35 protein-coding genes are annotated in these 26,238 nt (G+C 38.0%); 5 read left to right on the top strand and 30 right to left on the bottom strand.

The annotated features are described in order from the left end of the window. Positions 1 to 24: 24 nt before the first annotated feature. The 6 genes from bshC to AC1UFB_RS10465 all read right to left on the bottom strand — a co-directional run bounded on the left by bshC (position 25) and on the right by AC1UFB_RS10465 (position 6,357). Positions 25 to 1,647, bottom strand: coding sequence for a bacillithiol biosynthesis cysteine-adding enzyme BshC (gene bshC / locus AC1UFB_RS10440; RefSeq protein ID WP_482589153.1), 1,623 nt, complete (start codon positions 1,645 to 1,647; stop codon positions 25 to 27). An 88-nt stretch (positions 1,648 to 1,735) separates the two neighbouring features. After that, positions 1,736 to 2,119: a DUF3397 domain-containing protein gene (locus AC1UFB_RS10445; RefSeq protein WP_061784798.1), complete on the bottom strand. Its 384-nt coding sequence runs from the start codon at positions 2,117 to 2,119 to the stop codon at positions 1,736 to 1,738. A 6-nt stretch (positions 2,120 to 2,125) separates the two neighbouring features. Beyond that, positions 2,126 to 3,025, bottom strand: coding sequence for a 2-dehydropantoate 2-reductase (locus tag AC1UFB_RS10450; protein WP_328100696.1), 900 nt, complete (start codon positions 3,023 to 3,025; stop codon positions 2,126 to 2,128). 210 nt (positions 3,026 to 3,235) lie between these two features. Further along, positions 3,236 to 4,780, bottom strand: a complete 1,545-nt coding sequence (locus tag AC1UFB_RS10455) for an acyl-CoA carboxylase subunit beta (RefSeq protein ID WP_025908829.1) — start codon at positions 4,778 to 4,780, stop codon at positions 3,236 to 3,238. A 13-nt stretch (positions 4,781 to 4,793) separates the two neighbouring features. After that, on the bottom strand, positions 4,794 to 5,006 hold the full coding sequence (locus tag AC1UFB_RS10460; protein WP_025908828.1) for a biotin/lipoyl-containing protein: 213 nt from the start codon (positions 5,004 to 5,006) through the stop codon (positions 4,794 to 4,796). A 16-nt stretch (positions 5,007 to 5,022) separates the two neighbouring features. Continuing rightward, on the bottom strand, positions 5,023 to 6,357 hold the full coding sequence (locus tag AC1UFB_RS10465; RefSeq protein WP_025908827.1) for an acetyl-CoA carboxylase biotin carboxylase subunit: 1,335 nt from the start codon (positions 6,355 to 6,357) through the stop codon (positions 5,023 to 5,025). Between the two features lie 232 nt (positions 6,358 to 6,589). Between AC1UFB_RS10465 and AC1UFB_RS10470 the strand changes: the two genes are divergently transcribed. Further along, a complete protein-coding gene (locus tag AC1UFB_RS10470) occupies positions 6,590 to 7,057 on the top strand; it encodes an N-acetyltransferase (protein WP_482589156.1) in 468 nt (155 codons plus the stop codon). Between the two features lie 96 nt (positions 7,058 to 7,153). Here the strand turns inward: AC1UFB_RS10470 and AC1UFB_RS10475 are convergent, their stop codons facing one another. From AC1UFB_RS10475 to AC1UFB_RS10490, 4 genes are all read right to left on the bottom strand, one after another. Continuing rightward, a complete protein-coding gene (locus AC1UFB_RS10475) occupies positions 7,154 to 7,759 on the bottom strand; it encodes an RsfA family transcriptional regulator (RefSeq protein ID WP_025908825.1) in 606 nt (201 codons plus the stop codon). A 135-nt stretch (positions 7,760 to 7,894) separates the two neighbouring features. After that, positions 7,895 to 8,662 (bottom strand): enoyl-CoA hydratase/isomerase family protein, encoded by a 768-nt coding sequence (locus AC1UFB_RS10480; RefSeq protein WP_100346890.1) that lies wholly within the window; start codon positions 8,660 to 8,662, stop codon positions 7,895 to 7,897. 168 nt (positions 8,663 to 8,830) lie between these two features. After that, positions 8,831 to 9,004: a 50S ribosomal protein L32 gene (gene rpmF / locus AC1UFB_RS10485; protein WP_025908823.1), complete on the bottom strand. Its 174-nt coding sequence runs from the start codon at positions 9,002 to 9,004 to the stop codon at positions 8,831 to 8,833. A gap of 61 nt (positions 9,005 to 9,065) precedes the next feature. Next, complete coding sequence (locus AC1UFB_RS10490) at positions 9,066 to 9,587, bottom strand: YceD family protein (protein ID WP_025908822.1); 522 nt, start codon at positions 9,585 to 9,587, stop codon at positions 9,066 to 9,068. A 165-nt stretch (positions 9,588 to 9,752) separates the two neighbouring features. Between AC1UFB_RS10490 and AC1UFB_RS10495 the strand changes: the two genes are divergently transcribed. Beyond that, positions 9,753 to 10,961, top strand: a complete 1,209-nt coding sequence (locus tag AC1UFB_RS10495; RefSeq protein ID WP_076512217.1) for a nucleotidyltransferase — start codon at positions 9,753 to 9,755, stop codon at positions 10,959 to 10,961. Between the two features lie 25 nt (positions 10,962 to 10,986). On the opposite strand, the gene AC1UFB_RS10500 is transcribed toward AC1UFB_RS10495, so the two are convergent. After that, positions 10,987 to 12,018 carry a SepM family pheromone-processing serine protease gene (locus AC1UFB_RS10500; RefSeq protein WP_283880194.1) on the bottom strand — a complete coding sequence of 344 codons (1,032 nt, stop codon included), beginning with the start codon at positions 12,016 to 12,018 and terminating at the stop codon, positions 10,987 to 10,989. Continuing rightward, positions 12,002 to 12,805 (bottom strand): patatin-like phospholipase family protein, encoded by an 804-nt coding sequence (locus AC1UFB_RS10505; protein ID WP_061784794.1) that lies wholly within the window; start codon positions 12,803 to 12,805, stop codon positions 12,002 to 12,004. The genes AC1UFB_RS10500 and AC1UFB_RS10505 overlap by 17 nt, the downstream gene beginning before the upstream one ends. A gap of 233 nt (positions 12,806 to 13,038) precedes the next feature. Between AC1UFB_RS10505 and ylbJ the strand changes: the two genes are divergently transcribed. Further along, on the top strand, positions 13,039 to 14,262 hold the full coding sequence (ylbJ, locus tag AC1UFB_RS10510) for a sporulation integral membrane protein YlbJ (RefSeq protein ID WP_100346889.1): 1,224 nt from the start codon (positions 13,039 to 13,041) through the stop codon (positions 14,260 to 14,262). Positions 14,263 to 14,333: 71 nt separating this feature from the next. Here the strand turns inward: ylbJ and coaD are convergent, their stop codons facing one another. Both coaD and rsmD read right to left on the bottom strand, forming a co-directional pair. Further along, positions 14,334 to 14,819 carry a pantetheine-phosphate adenylyltransferase gene (gene coaD, locus AC1UFB_RS10515; protein ID WP_025908817.1) on the bottom strand — a complete coding sequence of 162 codons (486 nt, stop codon included), beginning with the start codon at positions 14,817 to 14,819 and terminating at the stop codon, positions 14,334 to 14,336. A 32-nt stretch (positions 14,820 to 14,851) separates the two neighbouring features. Then, complete coding sequence (gene rsmD / locus AC1UFB_RS10520) at positions 14,852 to 15,418, bottom strand: 16S rRNA (guanine(966)-N(2))-methyltransferase RsmD (protein ID WP_076512214.1); 567 nt, start codon at positions 15,416 to 15,418, stop codon at positions 14,852 to 14,854. 425 nt (positions 15,419 to 15,843) lie between these two features. On the opposite strand from rsmD, the gene AC1UFB_RS10525 reads away from it, so the two are divergent. Beyond that, positions 15,844 to 16,233, top strand: coding sequence for a DUF7147 family protein (locus AC1UFB_RS10525; protein ID WP_328100700.1), 390 nt, complete (start codon positions 15,844 to 15,846; stop codon positions 16,231 to 16,233). Positions 16,234 to 16,290: 57 nt separating this feature from the next. Here the strand turns inward: AC1UFB_RS10525 and AC1UFB_RS10530 are convergent, their stop codons facing one another. Together AC1UFB_RS10530 and AC1UFB_RS10535 are read right to left on the bottom strand one after the other, a co-directional pair. Next, positions 16,291 to 16,452 carry a hypothetical protein gene (locus AC1UFB_RS10530; RefSeq protein ID WP_482589159.1) on the bottom strand — a complete coding sequence of 54 codons (162 nt, stop codon included), beginning with the start codon at positions 16,450 to 16,452 and terminating at the stop codon, positions 16,291 to 16,293. A gap of 116 nt (positions 16,453 to 16,568) precedes the next feature. Further along, the gene (locus AC1UFB_RS10535) at positions 16,569 to 16,844 is read right to left on the bottom strand and encodes a YlbG family protein (protein ID WP_025908814.1); all 276 of its coding nucleotides are present in this window, start codon (positions 16,842 to 16,844) and stop codon (positions 16,569 to 16,571) included. Positions 16,845 to 16,908: 64 nt separating this feature from the next. On the opposite strand from AC1UFB_RS10535, the gene AC1UFB_RS10540 reads away from it, so the two are divergent. Next, positions 16,909 to 17,229 (top strand): hypothetical protein, encoded by a 321-nt coding sequence (locus AC1UFB_RS10540; RefSeq protein ID WP_025908813.1) that lies wholly within the window; start codon positions 16,909 to 16,911, stop codon positions 17,227 to 17,229. Positions 17,230 to 17,232: 3 nt separating this feature from the next. On the opposite strand, the gene AC1UFB_RS10545 is transcribed toward AC1UFB_RS10540, so the two are convergent. The 14 genes from AC1UFB_RS10545 to AC1UFB_RS10610 all read right to left on the bottom strand — a co-directional run bounded on the left by AC1UFB_RS10545 (position 17,233) and on the right by AC1UFB_RS10610 (position 26,228). Beyond that, on the bottom strand, positions 17,233 to 17,679 hold the full coding sequence (locus AC1UFB_RS10545; RefSeq protein WP_025908812.1) for a YlbF/YmcA family competence regulator: 447 nt from the start codon (positions 17,677 to 17,679) through the stop codon (positions 17,233 to 17,235). Positions 17,680 to 17,767: 88 nt separating this feature from the next. After that, positions 17,768 to 18,157 carry a hypothetical protein gene (locus tag AC1UFB_RS10550; protein WP_025908811.1) on the bottom strand — a complete coding sequence of 130 codons (390 nt, stop codon included), beginning with the start codon at positions 18,155 to 18,157 and terminating at the stop codon, positions 17,768 to 17,770. Positions 18,158 to 18,253: 96 nt separating this feature from the next. Next, positions 18,254 to 18,490, bottom strand: coding sequence for a YlbE-like family protein (locus tag AC1UFB_RS10555; protein ID WP_100346888.1), 237 nt, complete (start codon positions 18,488 to 18,490; stop codon positions 18,254 to 18,256). Positions 18,491 to 18,496: 6 nt separating this feature from the next. Beyond that, positions 18,497 to 18,910, bottom strand: a complete 414-nt coding sequence (gene ylbD / locus AC1UFB_RS10560) for a YlbD family protein (protein WP_025908809.1) — start codon at positions 18,908 to 18,910, stop codon at positions 18,497 to 18,499. A 70-nt stretch (positions 18,911 to 18,980) separates the two neighbouring features. Beyond that, positions 18,981 to 19,583, bottom strand: coding sequence for a lipoprotein heptaprenylglyceryl N-acetyltransferase LhaT (gene lhaT, locus AC1UFB_RS10565; RefSeq protein ID WP_061784787.1), 603 nt, complete (start codon positions 19,581 to 19,583; stop codon positions 18,981 to 18,983). Between the two features lie 126 nt (positions 19,584 to 19,709). After that, positions 19,710 to 19,871: a hypothetical protein gene (locus tag AC1UFB_RS10570; protein ID WP_326046449.1), complete on the bottom strand. Its 162-nt coding sequence runs from the start codon at positions 19,869 to 19,871 to the stop codon at positions 19,710 to 19,712. 105 nt (positions 19,872 to 19,976) lie between these two features. Next, positions 19,977 to 20,747 (bottom strand): menaquinol-cytochrome c reductase cytochrome b/c subunit, encoded by a 771-nt coding sequence (locus tag AC1UFB_RS10575; RefSeq protein ID WP_025908807.1) that lies wholly within the window; start codon positions 20,745 to 20,747, stop codon positions 19,977 to 19,979. 57 nt (positions 20,748 to 20,804) lie between these two features. After that, positions 20,805 to 21,479, bottom strand: coding sequence for a menaquinol-cytochrome c reductase cytochrome b subunit (qcrB, locus tag AC1UFB_RS10580; protein ID WP_025908806.1), 675 nt, complete (start codon positions 21,477 to 21,479; stop codon positions 20,805 to 20,807). Positions 21,480 to 21,482: 3 nt separating this feature from the next. After that, positions 21,483 to 21,992, bottom strand: coding sequence for a Rieske (2Fe-2S) protein (locus AC1UFB_RS10585; RefSeq protein ID WP_025908805.1), 510 nt, complete (start codon positions 21,990 to 21,992; stop codon positions 21,483 to 21,485). 207 nt (positions 21,993 to 22,199) lie between these two features. After that, on the bottom strand, positions 22,200 to 22,658 hold the full coding sequence (locus AC1UFB_RS10590) for a YpiF family protein (RefSeq protein WP_061784786.1): 459 nt from the start codon (positions 22,656 to 22,658) through the stop codon (positions 22,200 to 22,202). Positions 22,659 to 22,749: 91 nt separating this feature from the next. Further along, on the bottom strand, positions 22,750 to 23,298 hold the full coding sequence (locus AC1UFB_RS10595; RefSeq protein WP_025908803.1) for a ReoY family proteolytic degradation factor: 549 nt from the start codon (positions 23,296 to 23,298) through the stop codon (positions 22,750 to 22,752). A 97-nt stretch (positions 23,299 to 23,395) separates the two neighbouring features. Beyond that, positions 23,396 to 24,652 carry a tetratricopeptide repeat protein gene (locus AC1UFB_RS10600; RefSeq protein WP_078989324.1) on the bottom strand — a complete coding sequence of 419 codons (1,257 nt, stop codon included), beginning with the start codon at positions 24,650 to 24,652 and terminating at the stop codon, positions 23,396 to 23,398. A 208-nt stretch (positions 24,653 to 24,860) separates the two neighbouring features. After that, on the bottom strand, positions 24,861 to 25,004 hold the full coding sequence (locus tag AC1UFB_RS10605) for a hypothetical protein (RefSeq protein WP_482589164.1): 144 nt from the start codon (positions 25,002 to 25,004) through the stop codon (positions 24,861 to 24,863). 123 nt (positions 25,005 to 25,127) lie between these two features. Continuing rightward, the gene (locus tag AC1UFB_RS10610) at positions 25,128 to 26,228 is read right to left on the bottom strand and encodes a prephenate dehydrogenase (RefSeq protein ID WP_100346887.1); all 1,101 of its coding nucleotides are present in this window, start codon (positions 26,226 to 26,228) and stop codon (positions 25,128 to 25,130) included. Between the last annotated feature and the right edge of the window lie 10 nt (positions 26,229 to 26,238).

Raw genomic sequence — 26,238 nt, forward strand, 5'->3', positions numbered from 1 at the left:
ATCCTGCTTTGCAGCAGGATTTTATTAGAGGTAACAGACCTTTAGATGATGATTAAATTCGACTTCTTCATTGAGTAATTGTGACACGAACTGCATGCCATATTTATTTAAATAATAAGCGACGTTCCAGATTCGTTCTTGAGGAGCTCCATTAGGACGAAGTGCACACTCAATTTTATTGTATTTCGTATGCGTTACATCATGCTTAATGAGCTGTTTAGATTCGACAATTTTTTGAACAGTCTCCATTTGCTTTTGAAGAATTGCTCGATTTTTCAATAGAACTTCTTCAAACGTTTTGTCTTCTTTTTGAACATTTTCACGAAGAGTTTTATGAATTTCTTCTATTTTTTCTTTCGCTTCATTAAAGTATCCTTCATAAGGATTACGAACTTCTGCACGTAGCCATGCTTCTCGCTCTGTAGCTACTCCTTGTACAACTGCTTTTTCTGAATTAATATTTAGTTCTTCTAAATATTTAGCAATGTTACGCTCTACTAACGTATAAGATAGGCGAGGAACAACCGGAGGCATAGTAAAGTTAAAGATATTAAACGCTTGCTGTAACTCTGCCCAATACGCTACTTCACCAGGTCCAGCAACAAAAGCTAATGTTGGAAGCAGATATTCTTGCATTAACGGACGCGTCACTACATTATTGCTTAATAAATGTGGACTTTGCTTTGCAATCTGAATGAGGTTTTCTTTTGAAAAAGACACTTCATCTTGCTTCCCTTTAAAATTCTGAGCTTCATCTCTCTCTAACAAGCTGCGGTTTCCCTCATGAGAATAGAAAAGATGTGCTGTTTCACTTCCAACGTCAATCACCTTTTTATAGTCATCGCTTAACTTTTTCTGCTGAGCCATAACGGACTGAGAAAAGGCTTCATTTTGCTCGATTAGCTGAATAAAGAACGAGGATTCAATTTTACGCAATTCTTCCGAAGCAGCATCCATTAAAATTAAGCCATACTCCGTAAACAACTTTGTCGTTAAATACGCAAAAAAATCGGTAAAGGTTTGAGATTGCTGAAGCGAGCATTTTAAAAAGGCCAATACTTCTTTTGTATGCTCTGTTTCACCAAACAGTTGAAACAAGCTATCAATCCACTCACTACAGGCTGCTTGGTTTATGTTAACATTGGAAACCATATCTTTGGTTTTCAGCGACTGCTTAAACGTTTTTTTAAGCATTTGCCCTTTTTCTTCCACATAAACATGATTAATTTCAGCAAAATCATGATCTTCTCCTGCAATCCAAAATACTGGTAGTACAGGTACTCCCAGCGCTTCTTCTTGCTGTTTCGCTAACAAAATGATTGAAATAACTTTATGGATTGTGTATAGAGGTCCTGTCAAAAGCCCTGCTTGCTGACCACCTACCACGACAACACTGTCTTGGTCACGAAGCTGTTCAATGTTCTCCAAGGTTTTGTTTGACGCATTTAGCTTCTTATTGAATCCCGTCAAGTACTCAACAAGCTCTTCTCTTGGATGAGTATAGCTTTTCAGATCATGTAAGCGCTCTTTATAAACATCACTTTTATGTATATTGTAATGAAAGTATGACATAGCTTGGTTGCTACCTTGTATATATTCTTCTGTTAACTTGTTCGTTGCTGATAAAGAGACATCTGTAATCTCCATGAAAGAACTTCCTTTCTATAACTAATACTTGTTCAGTTTACCTAGCTTCATTATCCATATTGTTTCTCGACACGTCTAGTAACATGCTTCATAACTTTAATAATTCAAAGATTAGGCCGCTAACAACTAATAACACATGTGAAAACAAAAAGAAAAAGAAGCTGATTCGAAACATCCCTTTTGTCATTCTTTTCAGCTGTAAGTCTTTCTTCACCTGCCAGTTTATAAGCATCACAATCATCGCCAAAACGAGCAGCACTAAAATAATCAGCCACAAAAAAGACTGGTTGAAAATTTGCTTGGCAAAGTAGTGCGTGGATACAATTAAAAAAATTGTTGAGACATATGTAGAGATGTGAACTGCTTTACGCCGATTTTTCATCACTTTTTTGAGTAGAGTGTATAATACAAAAAAACCTACCACTGGCAGCGTGATAAACGTAGCCAAGATGCTTACAACTAAGCTCCCCATTCACGGTCACCTTCCTTCACTTTCACTATCTTCCAACCCTAATATTCCATTATATACAAAGTGGATAATAGGAGTATTAATTTGGCGCTTAGCCGCTTCTTCTAAAATATAGCCTAATATGGATTCAACTTCTGTTTTTCTTTGCTGTTGAAGATCTTTCCTCATTGATGAATAATTTTGAGCTGTTTTTTCACAAACATCTACTACTCGATTCCAATAGGCTGTTGGGTCTTTTAATCGTAACACAGCATGCAGCTCATTAAAAACGGCTTTCGCTGTTTTATAAAAATAGGAATTATGTATGATTTCACCGTTATTCACTCGGTAAAGAGCTGTTAAAGGGTTGATTACTGCATTCACAACAAGCTTTTGAATAAGCATTTCATACCAATCATTCTCCTGCATAAATGCAAACACATCAGAATGAAACCGTTGAAAGGAAATTAAATCCCCTCCTTTAAACAAAGCAACACGCGTGATGCCAACTCCTGAATGAGTCACCACATCATCTGTTTCTTTCATCGCACCATGCTCAACAACTCCTAAATAGATGGTACGCTGAGGAAGACGTTTTGCCAATGTAACATGACTCATTCCATTTTGAAGGAATAATACCGATGCATGCTTTGGAGCCTTCATTAAGTAAGGAATAATATCTTTAATGCTATATTGCTTAACTGCTACCACAATTAGTTCATAATGCACAAAGGCTTCATCAAGTCTTAAAACCTTCGCATCCACCTTTACCTTTTTCACATTTTTTTTACGCTTTAGCGTTATTCCATGTTCACGCACTTGGTCTGCTTGCTCTTTTCTTCTCGTATACAGAGTAACTTGAGCATGATCAGCCAAGTATGCGCTCACCAAAAGGCCGATTGCGCCCCCTCCAATTACTGCTATCTTCATTAGGCTTTCCTCATTCTATTAGTTTGTTTTCTTACCATATACCTAAACCATTCATGAACCATGTAAGATATTGAACACTTACCTTTACATAAGTAGCACAGATTCTATTAGTTTAGCAAACATTTTTAATCATTAAAACAACATCTCTTCACATAAAAAGCTAGGCAAGAAATACTCACCTAGCTTTTCTATACTATTCATTTTTGTTCGTTACACTGGATATACAGGGTGTTTTCTTCGAACTTCCGCTATTGTTTTTGTTTCATAATAAGCAAATCGTTCAATTAAAGTTTGGCGAAGGTCATTAGCTGGCACGATATCGTCAATAATCATCTCGGAAGCTAGCGTGTATAAATCAATATGCTCTTTGTACTCTTGTTGCTTCTGCTTAATATACAGCATTCGCTCTTTTGGATCGGTAATCTCATTAATTTTATTGGAATAAACAGCGTTAACCGCTGCTTCCGGTCCCATTACGGCAATTTGTGCTGTAGGAAGGGCAATGCAGCAATCCGGTTCAAATGCTGGCCCTGCCATAGCATATAGTCCGGCTCCATATGCTTTGCGCACCACCACAGAGATTTTTGGAACAGTCGCAGAACTCATAGCAGAAATCAATTTTGCACCATGACGAATAATACCTGCTCTTTCCACTTTTGTTCCAATCATAAAACCTGGTACATCAGCTAAGAATAAAAGCGGAATATGGAATGCATCACATAGCTGGATAAACTTCGCCCCTTTATCAGCGGAGTCAACAAAAAGTACGCCACCTTTTATCTTTGGCTGATTTGCAATAATACCAACAACTTTGCCATCCATCCTTGCAAGACCTGTAATGAGTTCGGGTGCAAATAACTTCTTAATTTCATAAAATGTTCCTTCATCAATTAACGTATCAATTGCATCATACATATCAAACGGAACGTTTTGGTTTTCAGGAATTAACTCTCCTAGTGTTTTGGACGTCTTAACAGGTAACTTCCCTTCAAGCACAGCTGGCTTTTCGTGAAAGCTTTGAGGAAAATAACCAAGGTATAATTTTGCTTTTGAAATTGCTTCTTCTTCAGAATAAACAAGCACGTCTCCACAACCGCTCACACTACAGTGCATGTGAGCACCACCCATCTCTTCTAACGTCACTTTTTCTCCAATAACCTTTTCAGCCATTCGTGGCGATCCTAAATACATTGAAGCGTTTCCATCAACCATAATGACGATATCACAAAACGCAGGAATGTAAGCTCCTCCTGCCGCAGAAGGACCAAATAATAAACAGATTTGCGGAACTACCCCCGACATACGCACTTGGTTATGAAAGATTTTCCCCGCCCCTCGTCGATTCGGAAACATGTCTAATTGATCCGTAATTCGAGCTCCTGCTGAGTCAACTAAATATAGCATTGGTACCTGCAGCTTTTCAGCAGTTTCTTGAATACGAATAATCTTTTCAACTGTTCTTGCTCCCCAAGACCCTGCTTTAATTGTTGAATCGTTCGCCATTGCGCATACCGTTTGACCGTTCACCTTGCCGATGGCTGTAACAACACCATCAGCTGGTAAGCCTTTAGCTTGATTATTAGCAAACATCGCGTCTTCTTTATACTCACCTTCATCAAACAATAAAGCCAAACGATCTCGAACAAATAGTTTATTTTGTTGCTTTAACTTTTCATGATATTTTGCGTCTCCACCTGCTCGAATTTCTTCACATTTATCTTCATAACGCTTTTGTAAATCATTTGTATGTATCATACGCTCACTCCTTTCAAGAAATTGTCATTAATACATCGCCTTCATTTACAAAGTCTCCTACACCGACTAAAATTGCATCAACTATTCCTTCTTCACTGCTTTCAATTGGAATTTCCATTTTCATCGATTCAAGAATAATTAATACCTGACCTTTTGTCACAGAATCTCCTTCTGATACATGAATATTTAACACCATTCCCGCCATCGTTGCTGTCGTTTCTTTCATTTTTAGTCCTCCTTTTTCATTTCAAAACTTCTGTCAATACCGCTGTATTGTATTTTCCAGCTACATACTGCTCTGCATTTAATAATTGTTTAAACAACGGTAAGTTTGTTTTAACCCCTTCAATTGATGCCTCAGTAAAATATGCTTTAGCAAGCTCAATTGCGTTTTCTCTCGTACGACCAGTGACAATAACCTTCGCAATCATTGGATCATAAAAAGGTGTTACTTTGTCTCCGCTATCATAACCTGCATCCACTCGAACATAAGAACGCTCTGGAAGCGAAAACTGCGTAATTTGTCCAGGAGCCGGTAAAAACGTTACAGGGTCTTCTGCATATACTCGAAACTCTACCGCGTGGTTGGTAAGCTGAACCTCTTCTTGTTGCAAAGGTAGCGCGTCGCCTCTAGCAACTAAGAGTTGCCACTTTACAAGGTCTAGTCCCGTCACTTGCTCTGTAATGGGATGTTCAACTTGAAGTCTAGTATTCATTTCTAAGAAATAGAAATTTTCCTGCGCATCCACAATAAATTCAATAGTGCCAGCATTATAATACTGAACTGCCTTAGCAGCAGCGACGGCCGTCTCATACATACGTTGTTTTGTATCAATAGATAGCGATGTTGCCGGGGCTTCTTCAATCACTTTTTGGTTGCGACGCTGTACGGAACAATCTCGTTCAAAAAGGTGCACTGCATTTCCAAGCTGGTCTCCAAAAATTTGAACTTCTATATGCCTTGCATCCGTGATTAGCTTTTCAATAAATACTTCTTCATGGCCGAAATATGCTTTAGCTCTCGCTTTTGTGGATTCATATGTCGTACGCAGTGATTTTTCATCATCACAGCGTACCATTCCAATGCCTCCACCGCCACCGCTAGCTTTCAACATAACGGGATAACCAATAGCTTGAGCTATCTCACACGCTTCTTCAATATCAGCTACAGCCCCTTCGCTTCCAGGCACAACGGGAACGCCTGCTTCTTTCATAATTTTTCTAGCCCTTACTTTATCACCCATATCCGCTATAACTTTTGGCGATGGTCCAATAAAAACAAATCCTTCTTCTTCCACGCGCTTGGCAAATGTGCTATTTTCCGATAAAAATCCGTAGCCTGGATGAATTGCATCAACGTTTTCTTGATGAGCAATTTCTAACAAGCGCTCAATATTTAAGTACGATTTTTGAACAGGAGGTTCTCCAATTTCATAAGCAACTGTAGCAGCTTTAACATAAGGTAGATTTTCATCGGCTGTAGAGTGAACAGCAACAGTTTGTATATTCATCGTATGACAAGTTTTAATAATACGATGAGCAATTTCGCCTCGATTAGCGATTAAAACTTTTTTCATTGTATTTCTTCTCCCTTCGCTGCAGTATAAAATATTCTCAAGTCTATTCAAAACCATGGTATGATAAGACTAAAAGAGAAAAAAATCTCCCAAAACGTATAATTCTACAATTTTCTTAAAATCCCTTTATTTTTTGTAAACGCTTACTTTTTTTATTCTCATCTATCTATCCTATATTTAAAAATTTATTCATATGCTATACAAGCAGCTCATTTCTAAGGAGTGATTGATAATGTATGAGGTACAGCAGTTGCGAATTAACTATAAAACACTTGAAGAATTTAAGCAGTTTAAGCAATACGAGCTCCAAGAATTGTCCATGTTAGAAGAATTAAATGCCCAAATATCTGAAAACGAAATTCATTCTCCATTCTACGGTATTTACATTGAAAATCGTCTTGTAGCTCGAATGAGTTTATACCGACAATCTAAAAAGCATGATCACTACTTCAAGCCACACCAGCCTTACCTTGAAGTATGGAAACTCGAAGTACTCCAAGAATTCCAATCAAAAGGACTAGGTACGAGATTAATTGAATACGCTAAATCTTTTAACTTGCCTATTAAAACAAACCCACGAGTTCATTCCAATCAGTTTTGGACAAAAATGGGCTTTGTTCCGGCTGCTTATGATTTAGAGCGAGATTTAGGAGAAAACCCAATGCTTTGGTGTCCAGAAGGCGTATCAACCTCAAAATAATAGATAATATAAAAAAGCCCTTGAACCTTCTCTATCTTTGAGCTACACCGCGATAAAGAGTCAAGGGCTTTTATATAAATGAAGTGCTACGCTTTATTATTTATTTTCAACTCGTTCTAAATTACCGTTTTTCTCCATTTGAAATTTAACTTTTCTACTTTTTTCATCTTCTTTTAGAACAACCATCTTACGAGCTCTTTCCATAATTTCAATCAGTGCTTTATAATCTTCTTCCACCGTATATAAGTTACTTTCCAACACTTTTTTCTCTTTTTCAAGAACCGTTACTTTTTCCTGTAACTGTTCAAGTTTATGCTGCAACTCCTCATTTGCTTCCAGCAACTCACTCGACTGCTGCTGAATTTGTTCAATCGACTCTAAGTAACGAATAACCTCACTTAACGACGTAATCGATTGACCATCTATATATGAGAAGCGCACGGGCTGTTCTTCATCTTTTGTGATCACGCGTGATTTTAGCTGTTTGCGTTGAATCTTCGCTATGTCAATACCAGTTTTGTATTGTTTGCGCACAAAAGAATTCCAGCGAAAGCCACAAGCTGCTGATGTTCGCGAAAGTTTCTTTCCCACTTCTTCAAATGCAGCAAGTTGTGTGCCACCTTCACGTATATGACGCAATACAATTTCAGCTAGTAGTAAATCTTCATCTTGAGTCCATGCATCTTGACGAGAAGAAGTCATTTTTCTATCCCTCCTTATCCGTACTTATTAAATAAGTATGCAACTACTAGATAAGATAGACTATTGTTCAACTTCTCAAGGCAGAAATTCTTAACTTGCCTTTTTCAAGATACTTTATTCATGCAATCAGCTTTATTAAGCCTTCTTTTGAAGTCGATTATTAACCGCTTGCTTGTGTTCTTCACTTTCCCAAAGCAAGCTACAATGATCAATTTCTGTTTCCATTCGTTTCCACAAACCAACTTGGCTCCATTTTGCAATCGGCATTTGCTTATATGCAGTCAGCACAGCGCTAGGCTTTGTAATAATTGGAAGTAACCACTCTTCACAGCGCATCGCTAGCTCTTGGTATGACGTTACATAAGATAAAAAGCCGACCTGCTTGGCACGCTCCACGCTGTAGATTTGAGAGCTTGTCAACATTTCCATTGCATCTGAGTAACGAAGCTTTTCAAATAAAATCGTGCCGCCCCCCCAACCCGTTGTAATACCTAAGTCTCCTTGTATAAAACCAAACTCACTATGAGCTGCGCTGATGCGAAAATCACAAGCAATCGCAATTTCACACCCGCCCCCAACTGCTGTGCCGTTTAATAAAGCTACCGTGGGTTTTGGTAATATAAGCAATTCATATAAAATTCTTCCCATTCTCTTTAACATACTCTCCGCTTCAGCCGCCGTTTCAAGGGCATGAAAAGCTGAAATGTCTCCACCACTACAAAAGGCTTGTGAACCCGCTCCTGTAATTACCAACGCTTTAATATGAGGATTCGCTTTCACTTCAGATATAGCCTTCTCTAAAGAAGTCATCACCTCATAATCCACAGCATTTCGTTTCTCGGGGCGATTAATAATAAATGTGCTAATGCCGTTGTTATCTACAAAAAACTTTGTCTTTACCAATGTCTGTTCCCCCTTTTTCATCTTCACTCAACTTTTTCATAAGTAAAGAATTCGAGAAGCGAAATATAAACTCCTGCATCTTCCCTTAGAAAAGCAGTCATCACAAACCTTAAAGAACGTTTTAATGCAAAAATAAAAGACCCTTCAACAGGGTCTTTTATTTTTGCATTATTTGTTTACTACGTCATTTCCTTTGTAAGTACCACAAGCCTTACATACACGGTGTGATAGTTTCATCTCGCCACAATTTGAGCACTCTACCATACCAGGAACTTGTAGTTTAAAGTGCGTACGACGCGTTCTTTTCTTCATTTTAGATGTTCTTCTAAAAGGTACAGCCATTATTCCCACCTCCTTAAAAGAGTTTTTAATCATATGAAGGCCCGAAAGCCGGATCTTCTCGTTAGTTATTTTCTTTGTTTTTAAAGAAATTTTCTAATACCGCTAAACGTGGATCGACTTTTTCCTGTTGCTCTTCTTCCGTTACAACTTCCCAATCTTTTCCTGATTGAGGAGCAGCACCTTTCTGTTGTTGATCATCACTAAAAACTTGAAGAGGAATTTCCACAATAATTAATTCCTTAATAAGTGGAATTAAATCCACTACTTCACCTTCAACGACTCTCATTTCACCGTCATCTTCATAATCGGCGTCACTATTGAACAGAAAAGTTTCCGTTGCTTCAATAGAAAAAGGATACGGAACATCGACTAATGTACGAGCACAAGGCAATGTCATTTCTCCAGAAATTTTTAGATGAAATGTGACTTTTGAAGAACTAATATCAGCTCTTCCTTTCACATGTACATCTGACATGCGACGAATCTGTGGATCGGTATTAACAAATTCCTTACCGTCTACGATTTCGTCAAAAGTTAATCCTTTATTTTGCAACTGGTACAACTGATGTATTGTCCATTTCATTGTTAATCACCTCAAGGCAACAAAGGTTATTATAGCTTTCACAAGATTATTTGTCAATATTTTTTCTTTACACTATAATGTACTTAAATTTATTTTTTTCTTTTCATAATCCTTACGCTAAAACTGTTCAATCGCACTTGAAAATTTAATAAAAGGAGACTCATTATGCAAGCTGTAGGAATTATAGTTGAATACAACCCTTTTCATAATGGCCATCATTATCATTTGCAAAGTGCAAAAGAAGAAACAAATGCTGATTGCGTTATCGCAGTGATGAGCGGTCACTTCTTGCAACGCGGTGAACCTGCTGTCGTATCAAAGTGGGCTCGTACGAAAATGGCTCTAAAAGCTGGTGCCGACCTTGTCATTGAACTACCTTATGCATTCTCTACTCAGCAAGCTGATACGTTTGCAAACGGTGCTGTAGCCATCTTAGAACATCTTAAAGCTTCGTATGTATGCTTCGGCAGCGAACATGGAAACACGCAGTCTTTTCTTAAATTCAGCAGACTTTTAAAGGAGCATGAACACGCTATAGATGCGCATGTACAAAGCTATTTAAAAGTTGGAAATAGCTACCCAAAAGCTCTTTCCCTTGCTATGAAAAACATTACTAATGAACAAATTGGTTTAAATATGGAACAACCAAATAACATTTTAGGCGTAAGCTATGTAAAGGCTATTGAAAAACAGCATGCATCTATTAAACCACATACGATTACTCGAATTCAATCCCATTATCACGATAAAATGCTTTCTGAGACGGAAATTACAAGCGCAACAAGTATTCGTCATGCTTTATTCCAAGATATCATTGATGTTAAGGACTTATCACGCTATATGCCTAACCCTGTTATTCAAGGTCTAAAAGATTATCAAACACAAATTGGCTTTTTACATAACTGGGAGCTCTATTTTCCATTTTTAAAGTATCAACTCATGACCCATTCACCCGAGTCTCTTCAAGCCATTTACGAAATTGAAGAAGGTATTGAATATCGCTTATTAAACGCCATAAAAGAAGCACTATCCTTTGAAGACTTTTTAAGTAAAGTAAAGACAAAGCGCTATACGCGTACACGCCTTCAACGGATGTGTGTTCACATTTTGACGAACACAAAAAAAAATGAACTATCCAAGTCGCCTTCAACCGCTTATATTCGATTGTTGGGCATATCTCAAATCGGCAGGCTGTATATGAAACAAATAAAAAAAGACGTGTCTGTTCCTATTGTATCCACTGTATCTCAATGTAAACACGTAGACTTATCACTTGATATAAAAGCTACAAATATCTATAGTTCACCTTTACAAGAGCCCATACGCTCTCAGTTTTTAAAACAAGAGTATACGCAGCCACCGATCATGATTTAAAAAGGCGGAGTAAGTCGGTACCGACTCACTCCGCCTTTTTTACTTTATCCAACTTTTCTAGATATTCAATCGCATCATTAAACGTATCAACTGGAACGATTTTCATATCGGTATCAATTTTTGCTCCCGCCTGTACGGCTTCCTTATAGTTCGAATTAGCCGCTCCTTGCTGATTAGGCGCAAAAAACACTTCTGCTCCCTCTTTATCCGCGGCCACAATCTTTTGAGAAATTCCTCCAATAGGACCTACAATCCCTTTATCGTTAATAGTCCCCGTACCCGCAATTTTATGTCCTTTTGTTATATCTTCTTTTACAAGCTGATTATAAATTTCAAGTGAAAACATCAAGCCTGCAGAAGGTCCACCAATCTTTTCAGTATCAATCTCTACATCTGGCTCTACGTCCACTTCGCGACTGGTTTCTAAGGATATTCCTAACCCAAAGCGCGTTTGATCATCTGGAAATGAGGCTAGAGGAAGCTCTATTATTTTTTCTTCATCATTTCGTAAGATGGTTATCGCAACCTTATCCCCTTTTTTCTTCTTCGCTACGTATTCAATTAACTCCTCTGCTGTCTCAATAGTTTGACCATCTACTGCCTTTACAATATCTCCAATTTTAAGCTTGCCATAAGCAGGCATATCCGGTACTACTGTAACAATATAAACACCTTTATTCTCAAACTTAATTTCTTTGTTTGCCGCATTGTATGCAACAATGACGGCCGCATCTTTGGACGTATCCATCATATGTAATTGCCTTACCGTATAATCGCTATCACTTTCTCCTTGCTGCAAAATATCTTCTTCAGGATACAAGTGATGAAAGTCTTGAATATGAGCCATAGCATACGATAAAGGCGTCGCCCTTCCCATTCGAACCGTGGTTAACATAAAGGCCCCTTGCTCTTCATACCCTCCTTGCACATTAATAATAGGCTTTAGCTCCTGTGCTATGCCAGGCTTTGTAATATAATAAGGTAAGGGATAAAAAAATAACATAGCAATTGTTAGCACTAATGCTATGTAGGATAAAATTCTAACTCTTTTCTTCACCTGTGTGATTCTCCTTCCACTTTTCAATAGCTTCTTGAATAAACGGTAGATGCTCAATTGCAGCTTGTTCACCGATTTCAATAATTTCTTTAATATTTGTAAACGCTCGCGAACTAAACGTTTCTACTTTAGGGCGAAGCATTACATCAGACGCAATTGCTCGATTTATTACAAGCTCGTCTTGAAGAATATCTAGGCTCTGTAAAATAACGTCAAAAATTGATGTGATTTCTGCATTTCTTTTCACATGAGAGACATCGACTGCAAGCACAATATCTGCTCCCATCTCTCGTACAATTGATACCGGAATCCGATCGATGACCCCGCCATCTACTAGCAAGCGTCCATTTACATTCTCTGGTGCAAAGATACCCGGAATGGAAATGCTTGCTCTTACAGCTTGTGCAACTGAGCCCGTTTTGAAAATGACTTTCTCCCCAGCTTTTAAATCCGTAGCCACAATGGCAACTGGAATATTTAAATCTTCAATCTTTTTATTTTTGGTTAGGGCTTTTACCAAGGATTTAATACGATTCCCCGCAATAAATCCCATTTTAGGGATTGTAAAATCTAAATAATATTTTCTTTTAAAGGTAAGTGCCATTTTATATAGTTGACTCATTTCCGTACCAGATGCATACATAGCCGCAACCAAAGCACCCATGCTGCTACCCGCCAAATAGTGAATAGGGATATTGTTTTCCACCAGAACTTTAATGACCCCAAGGTGAGCAAACCCTCTTGCTCCTCCTGACCCCAATGCCAATCCAATCGTTGGGCTTTTCATAGTTAGGCCCCCTTACTAATCACTTGTTTTATTCAGTATATACGTCTGCCGCTATAAAGTGAAACTTGAGCACGTAAATAATCATTTTTATCTTTAGCTTAACCAAGAAAGTAGAGAAAGAAAACGTGGTCTAAACGATTAATTAGCATAAATTGGACTAACCAATTCGTATATTGATATATAGAACATGTACCTGCTGTATCGTATGCAGTTTAAAAGGAGAGGGAATAGAATTGAATAAATCCATGTTAAAAACGATTGTGTTAGGAGGAACCGCTTTAACGCTTACCTTTGCCTTACTCACTTATCCAAAAGAAGCACTGGAAGCCTCAGTGCGAGGATTAAATACATGGTGGAAGGTCGTATTTCCATCATTATTGCCTTTCTTTATTCTTTCCGAATTATTGATTGGATTCGGAGTTGTCCGCTTTATCGGATCAATATTAGAACCTTTGATGCGCCCATTATTCCGAGTTCCAGGGGTCGGAGGATTTGCGTTAGCAATGGGAATGGGTTCTGGATTCCCTTCCGGAGCAAAGATCACCGCTCGATTACGGCAAGAAGAACAGTTATCAAAAACGGAAGCTGAACGCCTTGTTTCTTTCACCAACTCCTCAAACCCTATATTTATCTTTGGAGCAGTTGCGGTCGGCTTTTTTAGCAACGCAGCAGTGGGGATAATCCTTGCTTTTGCACACTATCTCGGAAACATTCTAGTAGGACTTGTTATGCGCTTTTACGGAAAAAAGGCTGATACAACATATTCTGCTTCCACTCAGCGTCCGTCTCTTATTCAAGCCTTTAAAGAAATGCACGAAGCCCGCATAAAAGATCAAAGGCCCATCGGTAAGCTTTTAGGTGATGCTGTGTTATCATCAGTTCAATCTTTATTAATGATCGGTGGATTTATTATTTTATTTTCTGTTTTAAACAAGCTGCTGTTTGTCATGAACATTACAACGTTTATAAGCAGTAATCTTTCATATTTATTTAGTTTACTTCAACTTTCAACGGCACTAAGCCTTCCCTTTATATCAGGACTTTTTGAAATCACAATGGGCAGTCAATTGACTAGCCAAGCAGCAGAATCCACTCTATTTCAACAAGTCATTATTGTCAGCTTTATCCTAGGCTTCAGTGGTTTTTCTGTTCACGCTCAAGTTGCCAGTATTCTTGCTGAAACAGATATTCGATTTTTCCCATTTTTTTGTGCACGCTTGATGCACGGACTATTTGCTAGTATCCTTGCTATCTTAGCATGGAAACCTTTTGAACAAAATATTCTATCTCAGGCTCAGTGGTCTCCACACGCTTTGCCTACTTTTTTGCAGGAAGGCACAACGAGCTGGAGCCAAATCTACTTTGAATTTTGCACCCTATATGGGCCAACGTTTACCATTTTATTGCTATTCACTTATTCCTTGTTATATATGAAACGTCACTTTCCGCTAAAATAAACGACAAAAACGCCATCCATTCCTATAGCAAGCTAAAATAAACGTTTGCGTAAGAATGTAATGGCGTTCTATCAATTAGCTGAAAACTTCTTAGAGAGCGCTTCTTTCACAACCGGAGGCACAAGCTCTGATATATTGCCACCATATTTAGCAACTTCCTTTACAATGCTAGAACTTAAGAAAGAATATTGATTATTCGTCATCATAAACAATGTTTCAATCTCTTTATCTAACACACGGTTTACAGATGTTATCTGCATTTCATATTCAAAATCCGATACCGCTCGTAAACCGCGTAAAATAGTGCTAGCTTGCTTTTGTTTTGCATATTCCATCAGCAAGCCACTATACGATTCTACTACTACATTTGGAATTGATTCTGTTACTTGCTTTAGTAGTTCAATTCGCTCTTGCACTGTAAACAATGGGTTCTTGGATGAGTTGTTTAATACAACAACATACAACGTATCAAACACGTTTGAGCCTCGCTTAATAATGTCTAAATGACCGTTCGTTACAGGATCAAAGCTCCCTGGGCAAACTGCTATGCTCCCCATAAAAATCCCCTTTCTCTTACGTAAAACAATTGTTATACTTCTTCAGGTTGCTTATATGTATAAATTGATACACCGATAATTCCATAGTTTTCACTTTTTATCTTTTCGAACTCATTAATTTCATCTGGAAGCACTACGTCATTTGCATGTTCTGCAACGATGACACCTGAGGATTGCAACAGTTTATGCTTACTAATTGTTTCGATAAGCGCTTTCAACTTTTGTGCCTTGTACGGTGGGTCGAGTAAAATTAAGTCAAACTGTAGCTCTCGCTTAATGATGGCTTTTAGTGCTCTTTCAGAATCGTTGCGATATACTTCTGCTTGCTCTTGTAAACTACATGTTTGCAAATTACTTTTTATCGTTTGAATAGCTTTACCGTCTCGATCTACGAAAATTGCTCGGTCTATTCCTCTGCTTAGCGCTTCAATACCTAAGCCTCCACTGCCTCCAAATAAGTCAAGAGCTATTCCACCTTCAAAAAAAGGACCAATCATATTAAAAATAGCTTCTTTTACTTTATCTGTTGTAGGACGAGTGGAATTACCTGGGACTGCTTTTAACGAATGCCCTTTACAGCTTCCAGCTACTACTCTCATGTCTATCACTACCTTACTTTTACTTGCTTATTCTTCATTATCCTAACACAAAATTAACTATAAAAACTAGCGGAAATAAACTTTTTCCATTTTTATGGTACAAAGCGACGTAAACAATGACAGGAATAGAAGTTTTACTCCCAGTATGTATAAAACAAGAATTAGAGGACATACTACTTACCAACAACATCATCGAACCGATGTTGTTGCCAACCGCGGAGAAGGCTTACGTTTCCCCATAAGTTCTTCCTCCGGTTTCTCCTCTCCCTTTGCCTTCGTAAGCAACAATGCAATCTATACTGAGATTGCATGAGCTTAATTGAAGGACCCTGTGATGCGTAGTTACAGGGCTTTTTTTTATTTACTCTGCAAAAATTCAATGTTACATTAAACTTGACTGTAAATAAAACGAAAGGAGATTAAGGATGATTCAACGTTTTATTGAGCTTGGACAAGGTTACTCAGATATCTATGAACTATTCGAAATTGCAAAGCACAATACGCACCGCCTACAGCACTTTATCATGCTGCGTACCGTGATAGACAATCAGCCAAAAGCATCGTTCGTTGTTGTGTTACATCCAACAACTGAAGGGAAATTCCAGCCTCTTTATGTTTGTCGAGAAGGAATTACTCTATCAGAAACGAAAGCAAATAAACGCGTCGAGCTGTTTGAACAATTAGCTAATTCCTTAGATAAAAATATAATTGTATTAGACGTTAAGCCGTCTACAATGTTTTCAGAAACAGAACTTTATTACCAACATTTAATTGGCATTTTGCGTATGAACCGATGTATTTCACCCTTGCAATAAACGTACATAAAAAAGAGTTTGGGACATAACAAAATGATGGCTTCTAAAAGACGAACACTAGCTGTTCCTATCTCTTTGGTTTGTCTCAACACGTTCGTTCCATTGCGCTACGGCCACTCGCTTTTCGCGGGGAGGAACCTGAGCTTCTTCGCTGCGCTGCGGGATCTCCGTTTTCCCTCTCTTTCCCGCAGGAGTCGAGTGTCCTACGCTCCATTCCACCCTGTTTCCAACATTATTTTCACAATCAACAAAAAACCTGAACGATTAAAAGTTATGAACTCTCAATCGTTCAGGTATAGTAAGGACTGAACTACTTATGTCCCAGCCTCTTTTTACTATATACCAATCTTGTAGTCGTACTCTTTTGCTTTATCGGGCTTTGAATTTTCAAATTCAGTTTTTAATTCTGGTCGGTAAGAAAGCAATATTTTTTTCACAAAAGGTAGCGACTGAATACGCTCCATTGTCTTTTCAATTCCATCCTGATTGCAATACAACACAACGTATTTTAGTTCTCTTGAAACATACTGTACATTCCCATACTTACGAAGTGCTTTTGCTTGCTTCACAGAATGCACATATGCAATAAGTCCTTGACGATTAACAAACATAATAGCTTCCCCTTTTACATAGGTTAAAATAGTTTTATATGAAACTGAAGTAGGTGAGTTATGTATGACGTTAGATGACGTTTGGTCTTCCTTTTTTTCTCATTTTACTAGGAATAAATTAATTGAACAAGTAGAAAAAAAAGAAATTACGCATGTTCCGTTCCTTTACATTACATCAAGCAAAGGTGATCGGCATCAAATTGAAAAATGGATTCATATAGCCTCTGAGACAGCTACCACAAATGCAAAAGTAACGTGGCAAACGGAGTTTGTTCGCCACGCCACTTCAATATACGTCTACCGTCACCGCTTCTTTGTTCCTCAAAGAAAATCATTCTGTTGTGGAAACGTGTGCGGTACCGATTGTACGCGACTGAGGTTGTAACGCTTAGGCGCTACAGCCACAGCTTCCACCGGCTCCACATCCTCCGCCACAGCTACTTCCTGTATCGAAAAATGGATTGCCTGTTGGAACTTTTATATGTTCTGACACAGATTGTCCAATAATAACACTAATCTCATCTAAAAGCTTTTGTAGCTCATTTTCCGCTTTTTTAAACGCAGCAATCGTATGCTGTAAATCTACAGAGCGCTTAATATCGCGCATTTGCTTTGTAATGGATTTATAATCGGGATGATATTTACCAAACCGCTGGACATCTTCGTATTGCTCTTTCATTTTACCGAATTCAGCAATTAATTTCTGTGCTTCTGTGTCTTTATTTAATCTATTTAAACATTCGCGATAATGTTCAGCTACGTCCGAATGCAAAACCATATTTGCTAGCGCATCAGACTCATCAAGTAGCTCAATTGTTCTCATTGTTGTGAGCATCGTAAATATACACCTCCTGCTTTATCTTATCATGTTTCAGTTTCAAAAGAAAAAGAACATGCAACATTTTATTACATGTTCTTTTCATTTATACAATTTTAATTGTAAAAGATTCTTTTAAATCGTAACTTTCTTGCTCATTTTTCATCAGCTCAATCGTAATTTGATGAGAACCTTTTGGCAGTGCTTTAATGACAAAAGCAGCTTGCTTAATAGGATTGATTGCTTTACCGTCAACTTTCACTTCAAGAAAACCGTTACCATCGTTAAATGAAAATCCGTTAATAATACATTCCACATATACATTGGCACCTCTTACATGCTGATGTACTACTAATTGTTTCTCTGTACCTATCGTTTCCATGGCAGCTTGGCCTGAAAAGCTTACCATTTCTTTATTTGTTTCCGGCTTTGGTTTATCATTCTGACACCCTACAAGTGAAAAGATACAAGCTAGCAAGCATAATATAACACGCATTCAGATCATCCTTTGCAAATGTTTTATGCTTAGCTTTCGCACTAAGGTTCTTTTTTACTCAAAAAAAGCTTCGCAAAGACGAAGCTTTCTAACAAATTATTGATTTCTCATCGACTGAAACATGTGAAACATCATGTTTGCCATCTGAATAGTGTTTGAAAATTTTTCAACTTTATGAGGAATCGTCTGCTTATAATAGGTTTTTGACTCTAAGTCAAACTTTTCTAATTCATCTGGGTTTCTTGTCAAGCGACGATACCACATCGGCTGCTCCCGAATGAATTCATTCAGTTTTGGCTTAGAGCGGATATACTCATATACATCTTCCCGCATAATCTCCTAGTCCTTCCGAAAGCCAAATGGATTTCTTGGACCAGATGGCGTGCTGCGCGTTAATGATTTTGGTGATTGAAATTGCTGCAACACCTGCTGGATATTGGTAATGGCTGAATTAATATTTGTGATATGATTTTGCATTTGATCTAAGTCCATATTTTTGAAGGATGATACAATTGTGGACATGATGTCTTTTTTACTCTCTGCTTCTTCTGCCGTCTCTGGTTCTGTTTTCTCACCTTCAGAGCGATAAGTATCCCATATGGAATCTTCAGCCCCGAATAAGTACCAGTCTTCATATAGCTCTTTCCACGTTTTTCTTTGCGTTCGAACTTCTTCCACTAGCTTCGGATGTGCTTTAACAAAGTTTTTAAATTCTACAACAGATGGATGAACCTCTCGTTTTGTCTCATTCACAGTCACTCACCTCATACATATTAGCCTACTATAGTGTAGAATATGAGGGCTTGTTTGGTTCGCCTATTTTTTAATTTTTTTCATAAGCATGCTGTTTTTTTTGAAGCGGTAAAACCGCTAATATGTATGCTAACAAAATTGAAAAGATGCTCAACCAAAACGTAAAGTAACCAATTTGAGGGATATAGTCATTTAGCATGCTATACCTTGGCATCATAAAAAACACATAGTCGATAATGTCATTATGTAAAGTCCAAACAGCCGCAATTGCTAAATGCCAAAGCTTAATTCTGTAAAACGGTGAATACAATAAACCTTGAACAGCCATAGCACCGTGTGATCCCATAAGCATAAGCATGATGGCATCCATTTGCCCTGTTGTCAAATAGACAAGGAGATTCATTACAACTGCCCAAATTCCATATTTAAATAGCGTAATCATTGCTAAAGCTTCAAATAGTGGAAGTTGTTTTTTTAATAAAAAACCAATTAAAACAATAACAAAAAACAAGCTTGCTGTCGGACTATCTGGAACAAACAAAAGGAAACGAGCAGGAGTTTGTGACAGCTGATTCCCATACCAAATATAACCATAGATTGTTCCCAAGATGTTGACGATTAGTAAAAATGTTAAAAAACGCTTATCTTTTAACGTATACCAAAACCAACTCAACGTGAACACCTCTCTTTCGCTTCATATGAATTACGATATGACAATTTCTTCATCATTATAAAGTTATTTTCCAAAAAAAAAATGAGTTTGGGACATAACAAAATGATTGCTTCTAAAAGACGAACACTAGCTGTTCTCATCTCTTTGGTTTGTCTCAACACATTCGTTCCATTGCGCTACGGCCACTCGCTTTCCGCGGGGAGGAACCTGAGCTTCTTCGCTGCGCTGCGGGATCTCCGTTTTCCCTCTCTTTCCCGCAGGAGTCGAGTGTCCTACGCTCCATTCCACCCTGTTTTCACAATCAACCAAAAAACCTGAACGATTAAAAGTTATGAACTCTCAATCGTTCAGGTATAGTAGAGGCTGAACTACTTATGTCTCAGTCTCATTTTTTTATTCTTCTTTCCCTATATTTGCTATAAACTCAGACAGCGTCTTTAACTCCTCATCCGAACCTTTAAAAATGCCAGCGGGCATACTACCTTGACCATTTTTAGCAATATCTGCGATTTCTTCAGCAGATAAATCTAATCCTGTTAGCGCTGGCGCTGCAGGTCCTCCCTGAAGATTTTCACCATGACAGGTTAAGCACGTCTGCTCTTGCATAATTTTGTAGCCGTCTGCTTCCGTATCAATCGCTACTTCTTCACGGATTTCCCCCTGAGCTTCTTTTGCTTCCCAATCCACACTTACAACTGACTCCCACGTTAAGTAAAATACCGCGGCTACTCCTAATAACATAAAGCCTGTTGCTAGCGGGCGCTTTGCTGGCCTTCTTTCAGGACCTCGATCAAGAAACGGTGCAAGCATGAGCGCACCAAAAGCGATACCTGGAATAATAAAGGCTCCAATAGCGTTATATGGACCTGAAGCATACGTATACTTTAAAAGCTGGTATAAAAACAAGAAATACCAGTCTGGTAATGGCAGGTATCCCGTGTCAGTCGGATCTGCAATCCGCTCCAATGGAGAAGGATGCGCGATAGTTAAACAAAGATAACCAATTAAAAAGACCGCACCTACCATCCATTCCTTTAATAAAAAGTTTGGCCAAAATGCTTCCGTTTTACCTGGAAATTCCGAATAGTCTTTTGGAATATTCGGTTTTCTTTCAGCAGGTACACGTGAGTCACCGACGAATTTCATCCCTTTACCACGATGCATGCCGATTCTCCCTCCCTTTCTTCACATATTTCTCACATATAAATTAAATTTTTTAACTTATAGTGGACCAGAAATACCTTGTTTACGAATCATTAAGAAGTGAGCACCCATTAATCCCAGCAAAGCACCAGGTAAGAAGAAGACGTGAATCGCAAAGAATCGAGTAAGCGTCTGGGCACCAACAATATCTGGATGTCCTGATAACAACGTTTTTATTTGTTGACCAATAATTGGCGTGGACTCAGCTATTTGTAGCCCTACTTTTGTAGCAAATAGCGCTTTCATATCCCATGGCAATAAATAGCCTGTAAATCCTAAACCTAACATAACGAAAAAGATTAAAACTCCTACAATCCAGTTTAGTTCTCTTGGCTTTTTATATGCTCCTTGGAAGAAAACCCGAAGTGTATGTAGAAACATCATGACAATAACAAGGCTAGCTCCCCAATGATGCATACCACGAACAATTTGACCAAATGCAACTTCATTTTGTAAATAATAAACAGATTCCCATGCATTTTTAATATCCGGTACATAGTACATCGTTAAAAACATACCAGATAAAATTTGAATAACGGTTACAAAAAACGTCAGGCCACCAAAACAATAAACAAACGCTGAAAAGTGGTGAGCTGGATTGACGTGTTCAGGTACTTCATGATCGGCAATATCACGCCATAATGGGGTAATATCAAGCCGCTCGTCTACCCAATCATAGATCTTATTTAGCATGCTCTATGCCCCTCCCCGTGGTTTGGCTTTTCCAAGATACAATGTACCATCTTTTACTTTTTGTACGTATCCATCTAGCGGACCCATCGGTGGAGTGCCTGCTACGTTCTTTCCGTCTTTGTAATATCTTCCGTCATGACACGGACAGTAAAACTGGTTTGGATGTGCTTTGTCACCAGCCCAGTTAACAGTACAGCCTAAGTGCTTACAAATTGGTGATAGAGCTACAATTTCTCCATCTTTATCTTTGTAAACCCAAGCTGAACGCGGTTCTTCCGACTCATGCCAACCGTCAACTTGATTTACTTTAAAGTCAACACGCTTCGGTTCAGCTGTGATGTCATCCACTTGTGCGACAGCCACTAAATCCTGGTCTACCCCTTTTTTCAACACTGGATCAACCGCAAACCTTACCATTGGCATGAGCATACCGGCAGCCATAAACCCTCCTACACCAGTAAGAGTATAGTTTAAAAACTGTCGTCTTGATACCCGATGGTCTTTCTCACTCATGATATTCCCCCCTCTATTAAAAGCTCAGCCCCTTGAACATAGTGTGGAAACATGATGATTTATTCTATTAAACTAGGACATTTTCATGATATATCAATATGCATGCAAGGTCAATATAAGCAACCCCTAAAACATGGAAATAACCTTTATTTTTCTAAATTTTTTGGTTATTTTTTGTTTACGCTTCCATTCTTATCTTATTAAGGTTTAGCTTTTCCACTTTTCCAAGAAATCTGGAATAATTTGTTCAATTTGATTTGCAACTACTCTTTGCTTATGAGCTTCTTCCATATGCTCTAAAGGAAGCGTTGGAATCCATATTAACTTTGATTCTAGCTCTTGATCATAAGCAATCCAGTCACGGTCATTCGTTAAGAAAAAAATATGCTTTGTCTCGCTAATACTCACTTGATTCTTCCAATCTATCAGATTCTTGAGAGCATGTTGAGCTCCTAATTGCTTTAAGTATGTAAAACTTGGTGCTAGTAGAACTCGTCCTTTAAATTGTCTTTCTAATTCTGATGTAATAATCGTTGTGTACTCGTTCATTGCTGCGGTTGTTTTCATGGCTGCTCCAAAATCAATTGGAATCAGCGGAATAATAATTGAATCTACATATTCTTTAGATTGTAGATATAATTCAACGTCTTTCACATGCCATTTCATTTACATTTCACCCCGTCATTGCTGTACATCTCTTTTTACATATGGAAAAAGAGATTGACTTTACTGCTACTGTAGCCAATCTCTTTTTGAATTATTTTGCTTGGTAATGCTTATTTAAATATGTCGTTAGACGCTCAAATTCTTCTCTGTTATTTTCGTCTAATGCTTTATCAATTAGCTCCATAACCTTTGAACGTTGGAAGCGTTGAATGGACTGTTCCAACACTTGCTCTGCAAAGAGCCGATCCTTTTCATTTGTTTGCACTGTTTTGGGCATATATGGGTTTTCTTCTAACACCGCAACATATTGTGTTGATGAATATAATGAGCGAAAATTAAGCTGAATATAAATGTCTTCATCACGATTTAATCGAATATCATGAAATGATTTTTCCGCATCCGTTGTCATGATGTTTTCTTTATAAAAGCGAAACGGTGGGTCTTCTACACAATGTGTTGACATGACCATTCCTCGAGGACAAAACTGTGCTTGCTCTACGAAGTGAACGCGCTGCATCAGTTGATCATGACTCATTAAATAGTTTAAAATCCATACACATTCTCGGCGTTTCAATTGATAATTTGTTAAAAACCAGCGAACAAATTCTTTCTTTTCGTTGACAGTAACAGGGGTCGTCATAGTCTCACTTCCCTCCTCTGTGTTTAATTACAGGTCTTAAACACCTTTTACAGATTAATATTCCACATGACAATTAGAAAATCCTTTGAACTATTATTTATTCTTCCAGTTGAAATAATATGTCTTGAATTTCAACTGATGATGGGTCTAAGACTAGTAATTTTTTAAACATTTCTTTGGCTTTTTCTCTATTTCCTTCTTCCAGTAGGAAATAGCCGTACTCTTCAAGAAACGCATATTCATCTAAGAAAACGCGAGATGCTGCTTCATAATGAGTTGCTGCTTTTTCATATTCTTCCGTTTCCTGATAAGCTTTTGCCAAATCCCAGTCAAAGTTTGGGTCATGCTCATTGTATTCATTAGCATGGGTAATTAACTCAATGACTTCTTCATATTTCTCCTGGCTCATATATAGCTTAGATAATGTTAAAATTGCTTCAACATATCCCGGATCCAATGCAATGGCTTGTTTAAAAGCAGCTTCTGCCTCTTCTTCTATACCGCGCTTCAACGCAATTTTCCCTTTAAAGAAATAAAGTTCTTTTTGAAATTCATCTTGAGAAATTCCTTCATTGACTGCAGCTGCAGCTTCTTCAAGCAACTCTTCGTGCTCGTATGATTTTGCTAAATATAAATACAAAGAATGGTATTGAGGATCTAACTCTTTTAACTCTACAAACTTCTCAATAGCTGTTTGATAATGCCCAGCTTGATACGCTGAAAATGCGTATTCGAATAACGTGTTGATTTCTAGCTTGTCTTGTAACGCATCATGAAAATACGGTAGAGCCTCTTCGAATTTCCCAACTCCGCTTAAACTTTCTGCCAGACGCTGTCTTAAGTCAATTCCATTTAGTTCTTTATCTGTTTTTAATACCTCTTCAAAATAAGGAATAGATTGCTGATACATTCCTTGACTACTGTAGAATTCACCTAGTGCAAAATCAATTACTTTTTCAGTTGGCAATAGGCGTTTTGCTTCAAGTAGCTTTTGCTCACTTACTTCCGTTAAACCTTGCATTTGGTATAAATCCGCCATCAAGATTAAAGCTGCTACGTAATTTGAGTCAGTCGTTGCTACTTGACTTAAGATGTGAATAGCCTCTTCTTCTTCCTCTAAATCAATTAAAATCTCTGCTTTTAATAAATGGAGCTCACCTTCGGATGGATACTTCTTAATTAACTCGTCTACTAAAGGTAACGCTTCATTTACAAGTCCCCATTCGTGAAGCTGCTCAATCATTAGAAACTTTTCTTCGTCGGTTGCTTCATGCTTCAGCTCATTGATAAGCGCTAACCCTTTTTCAACTTCATTTTCCTCTACATATCGTATAGCACGATCTAATTTCGTCATCCTATAATCTCCTTTATCACTTCGTCTATATGTTTTCATCACTTAGTATGATCGATTGTATTTACTAATGGTTATAAACAAATTTGTTAGTAGTCCCTATAATAAATGAGATTACTGTTTTGTTCAACAAAACGGATTGAATAATAAGAGTTTGGGACATAACAAAATGATTGCTTCTAAAAGACGAACACTAGCTGTTCCCATCTCTTTAGTTTGTCTCAACCCGTTCGTTCCATTGCGCTACGATCACTCGCTTTCCGCGGGGAGGAACCTGAGCTTCCTCGCTGCGCTGCGGGATCTCCGTTTTCCCTCTCTTTCCCGCAGGAGTCGAGTGTCCTACGCTCCATTCCACCCTGTTTCCAACATTGTTTTCACAATCAACCAAAAAAACCTGAACGATTAAAAGTTATGAACTCTCAATCGTTCAGGTATAGTAAGGACTGAACTGCTTATATCTCAGTCTCTTGCAACTACATTATGAAATAAACGTTTGATAACCTCGGCCCTCTAAGCACACTTTTGCTTTTTTACGATCTTCATCGGTTTGAAAACTGAGTCTTAAAACACCATAGATATCTACGCGCGTTTCTAGAATTCGGATGTTTGTAATGCTAATTTCTTCTTCTGCTAGATATCCTGTTACTTCTGAAATGATACCCAGATAGTCAGGAACATCTACATATAGATCATAAAAAGAGGGTATCGCTCCTTTTGAACGCACCGGAAGCTGATCGCGAAATTCTTTTGCCTGAGAAAAATACGCATAGATATTCTCAGCATTTCTCTTCTCAATCATACTACGCACATTGTGCATCTCATCTAACCAATAGTCGAACATTTGAAGTAACGCATCTTGATTATGAAGTAAAATATCTCTCCACATCGCTGGACTGCTCGATGCAATTCGAGTAATATCACGAAAACCACCCGCTGCTAACTTAGAAACAAGAGGATTTCCTTGCTGATAATGCTCTGCTTGATGCACAAGACTAGCTGCAATGATATGAGGAAAATGACTGATAACACCTGCAAGCTTATCATGTTCTTTTGGTGAAAGAACAATGATATTAGCTTTTGTACCTGCCAGTAATTTTTTAAGTCTATTAACAGCCTCTTTTTCCGTATGAGGAGAAGGAGTTAACACATACATTGCATTTTCAAACAAGTGAGCTTTAGATGCTGTGACACCACTTTTATGTGAACCAGCCATTGGATGACCGCCAATAAATTGAATCCCTTTTGAAAGTAAGCATGAAGCCGTTTGAACGATGTGTTCTTTTGTACTCCCAACATCCGTAACAATAACCTCTTTTTTCAAAGGAATACTTTCTAATTCTTGCACAACTTGAACGGCTTGTGTAACAGGCACAGCAATAACAATGAAATCAGCTTTTTTAGCTCCGGCTTCAATTGAACTACTTATTTCGTCAATAACAGTTAGCGATTTTGCTAGTTTTACCTGCTCTTCATTAATATCGTAACCAATAATATGCATTGATTCATATGTATTCTTTATATTTAACGCTAACGAACCACCAATTAGGCCCATCCCAATTACAAAAACTGTTCCTGTCACCTTTGTCACC

Source organism: Priestia sp. KCTC 13724, from assembly GCF_056820425.1.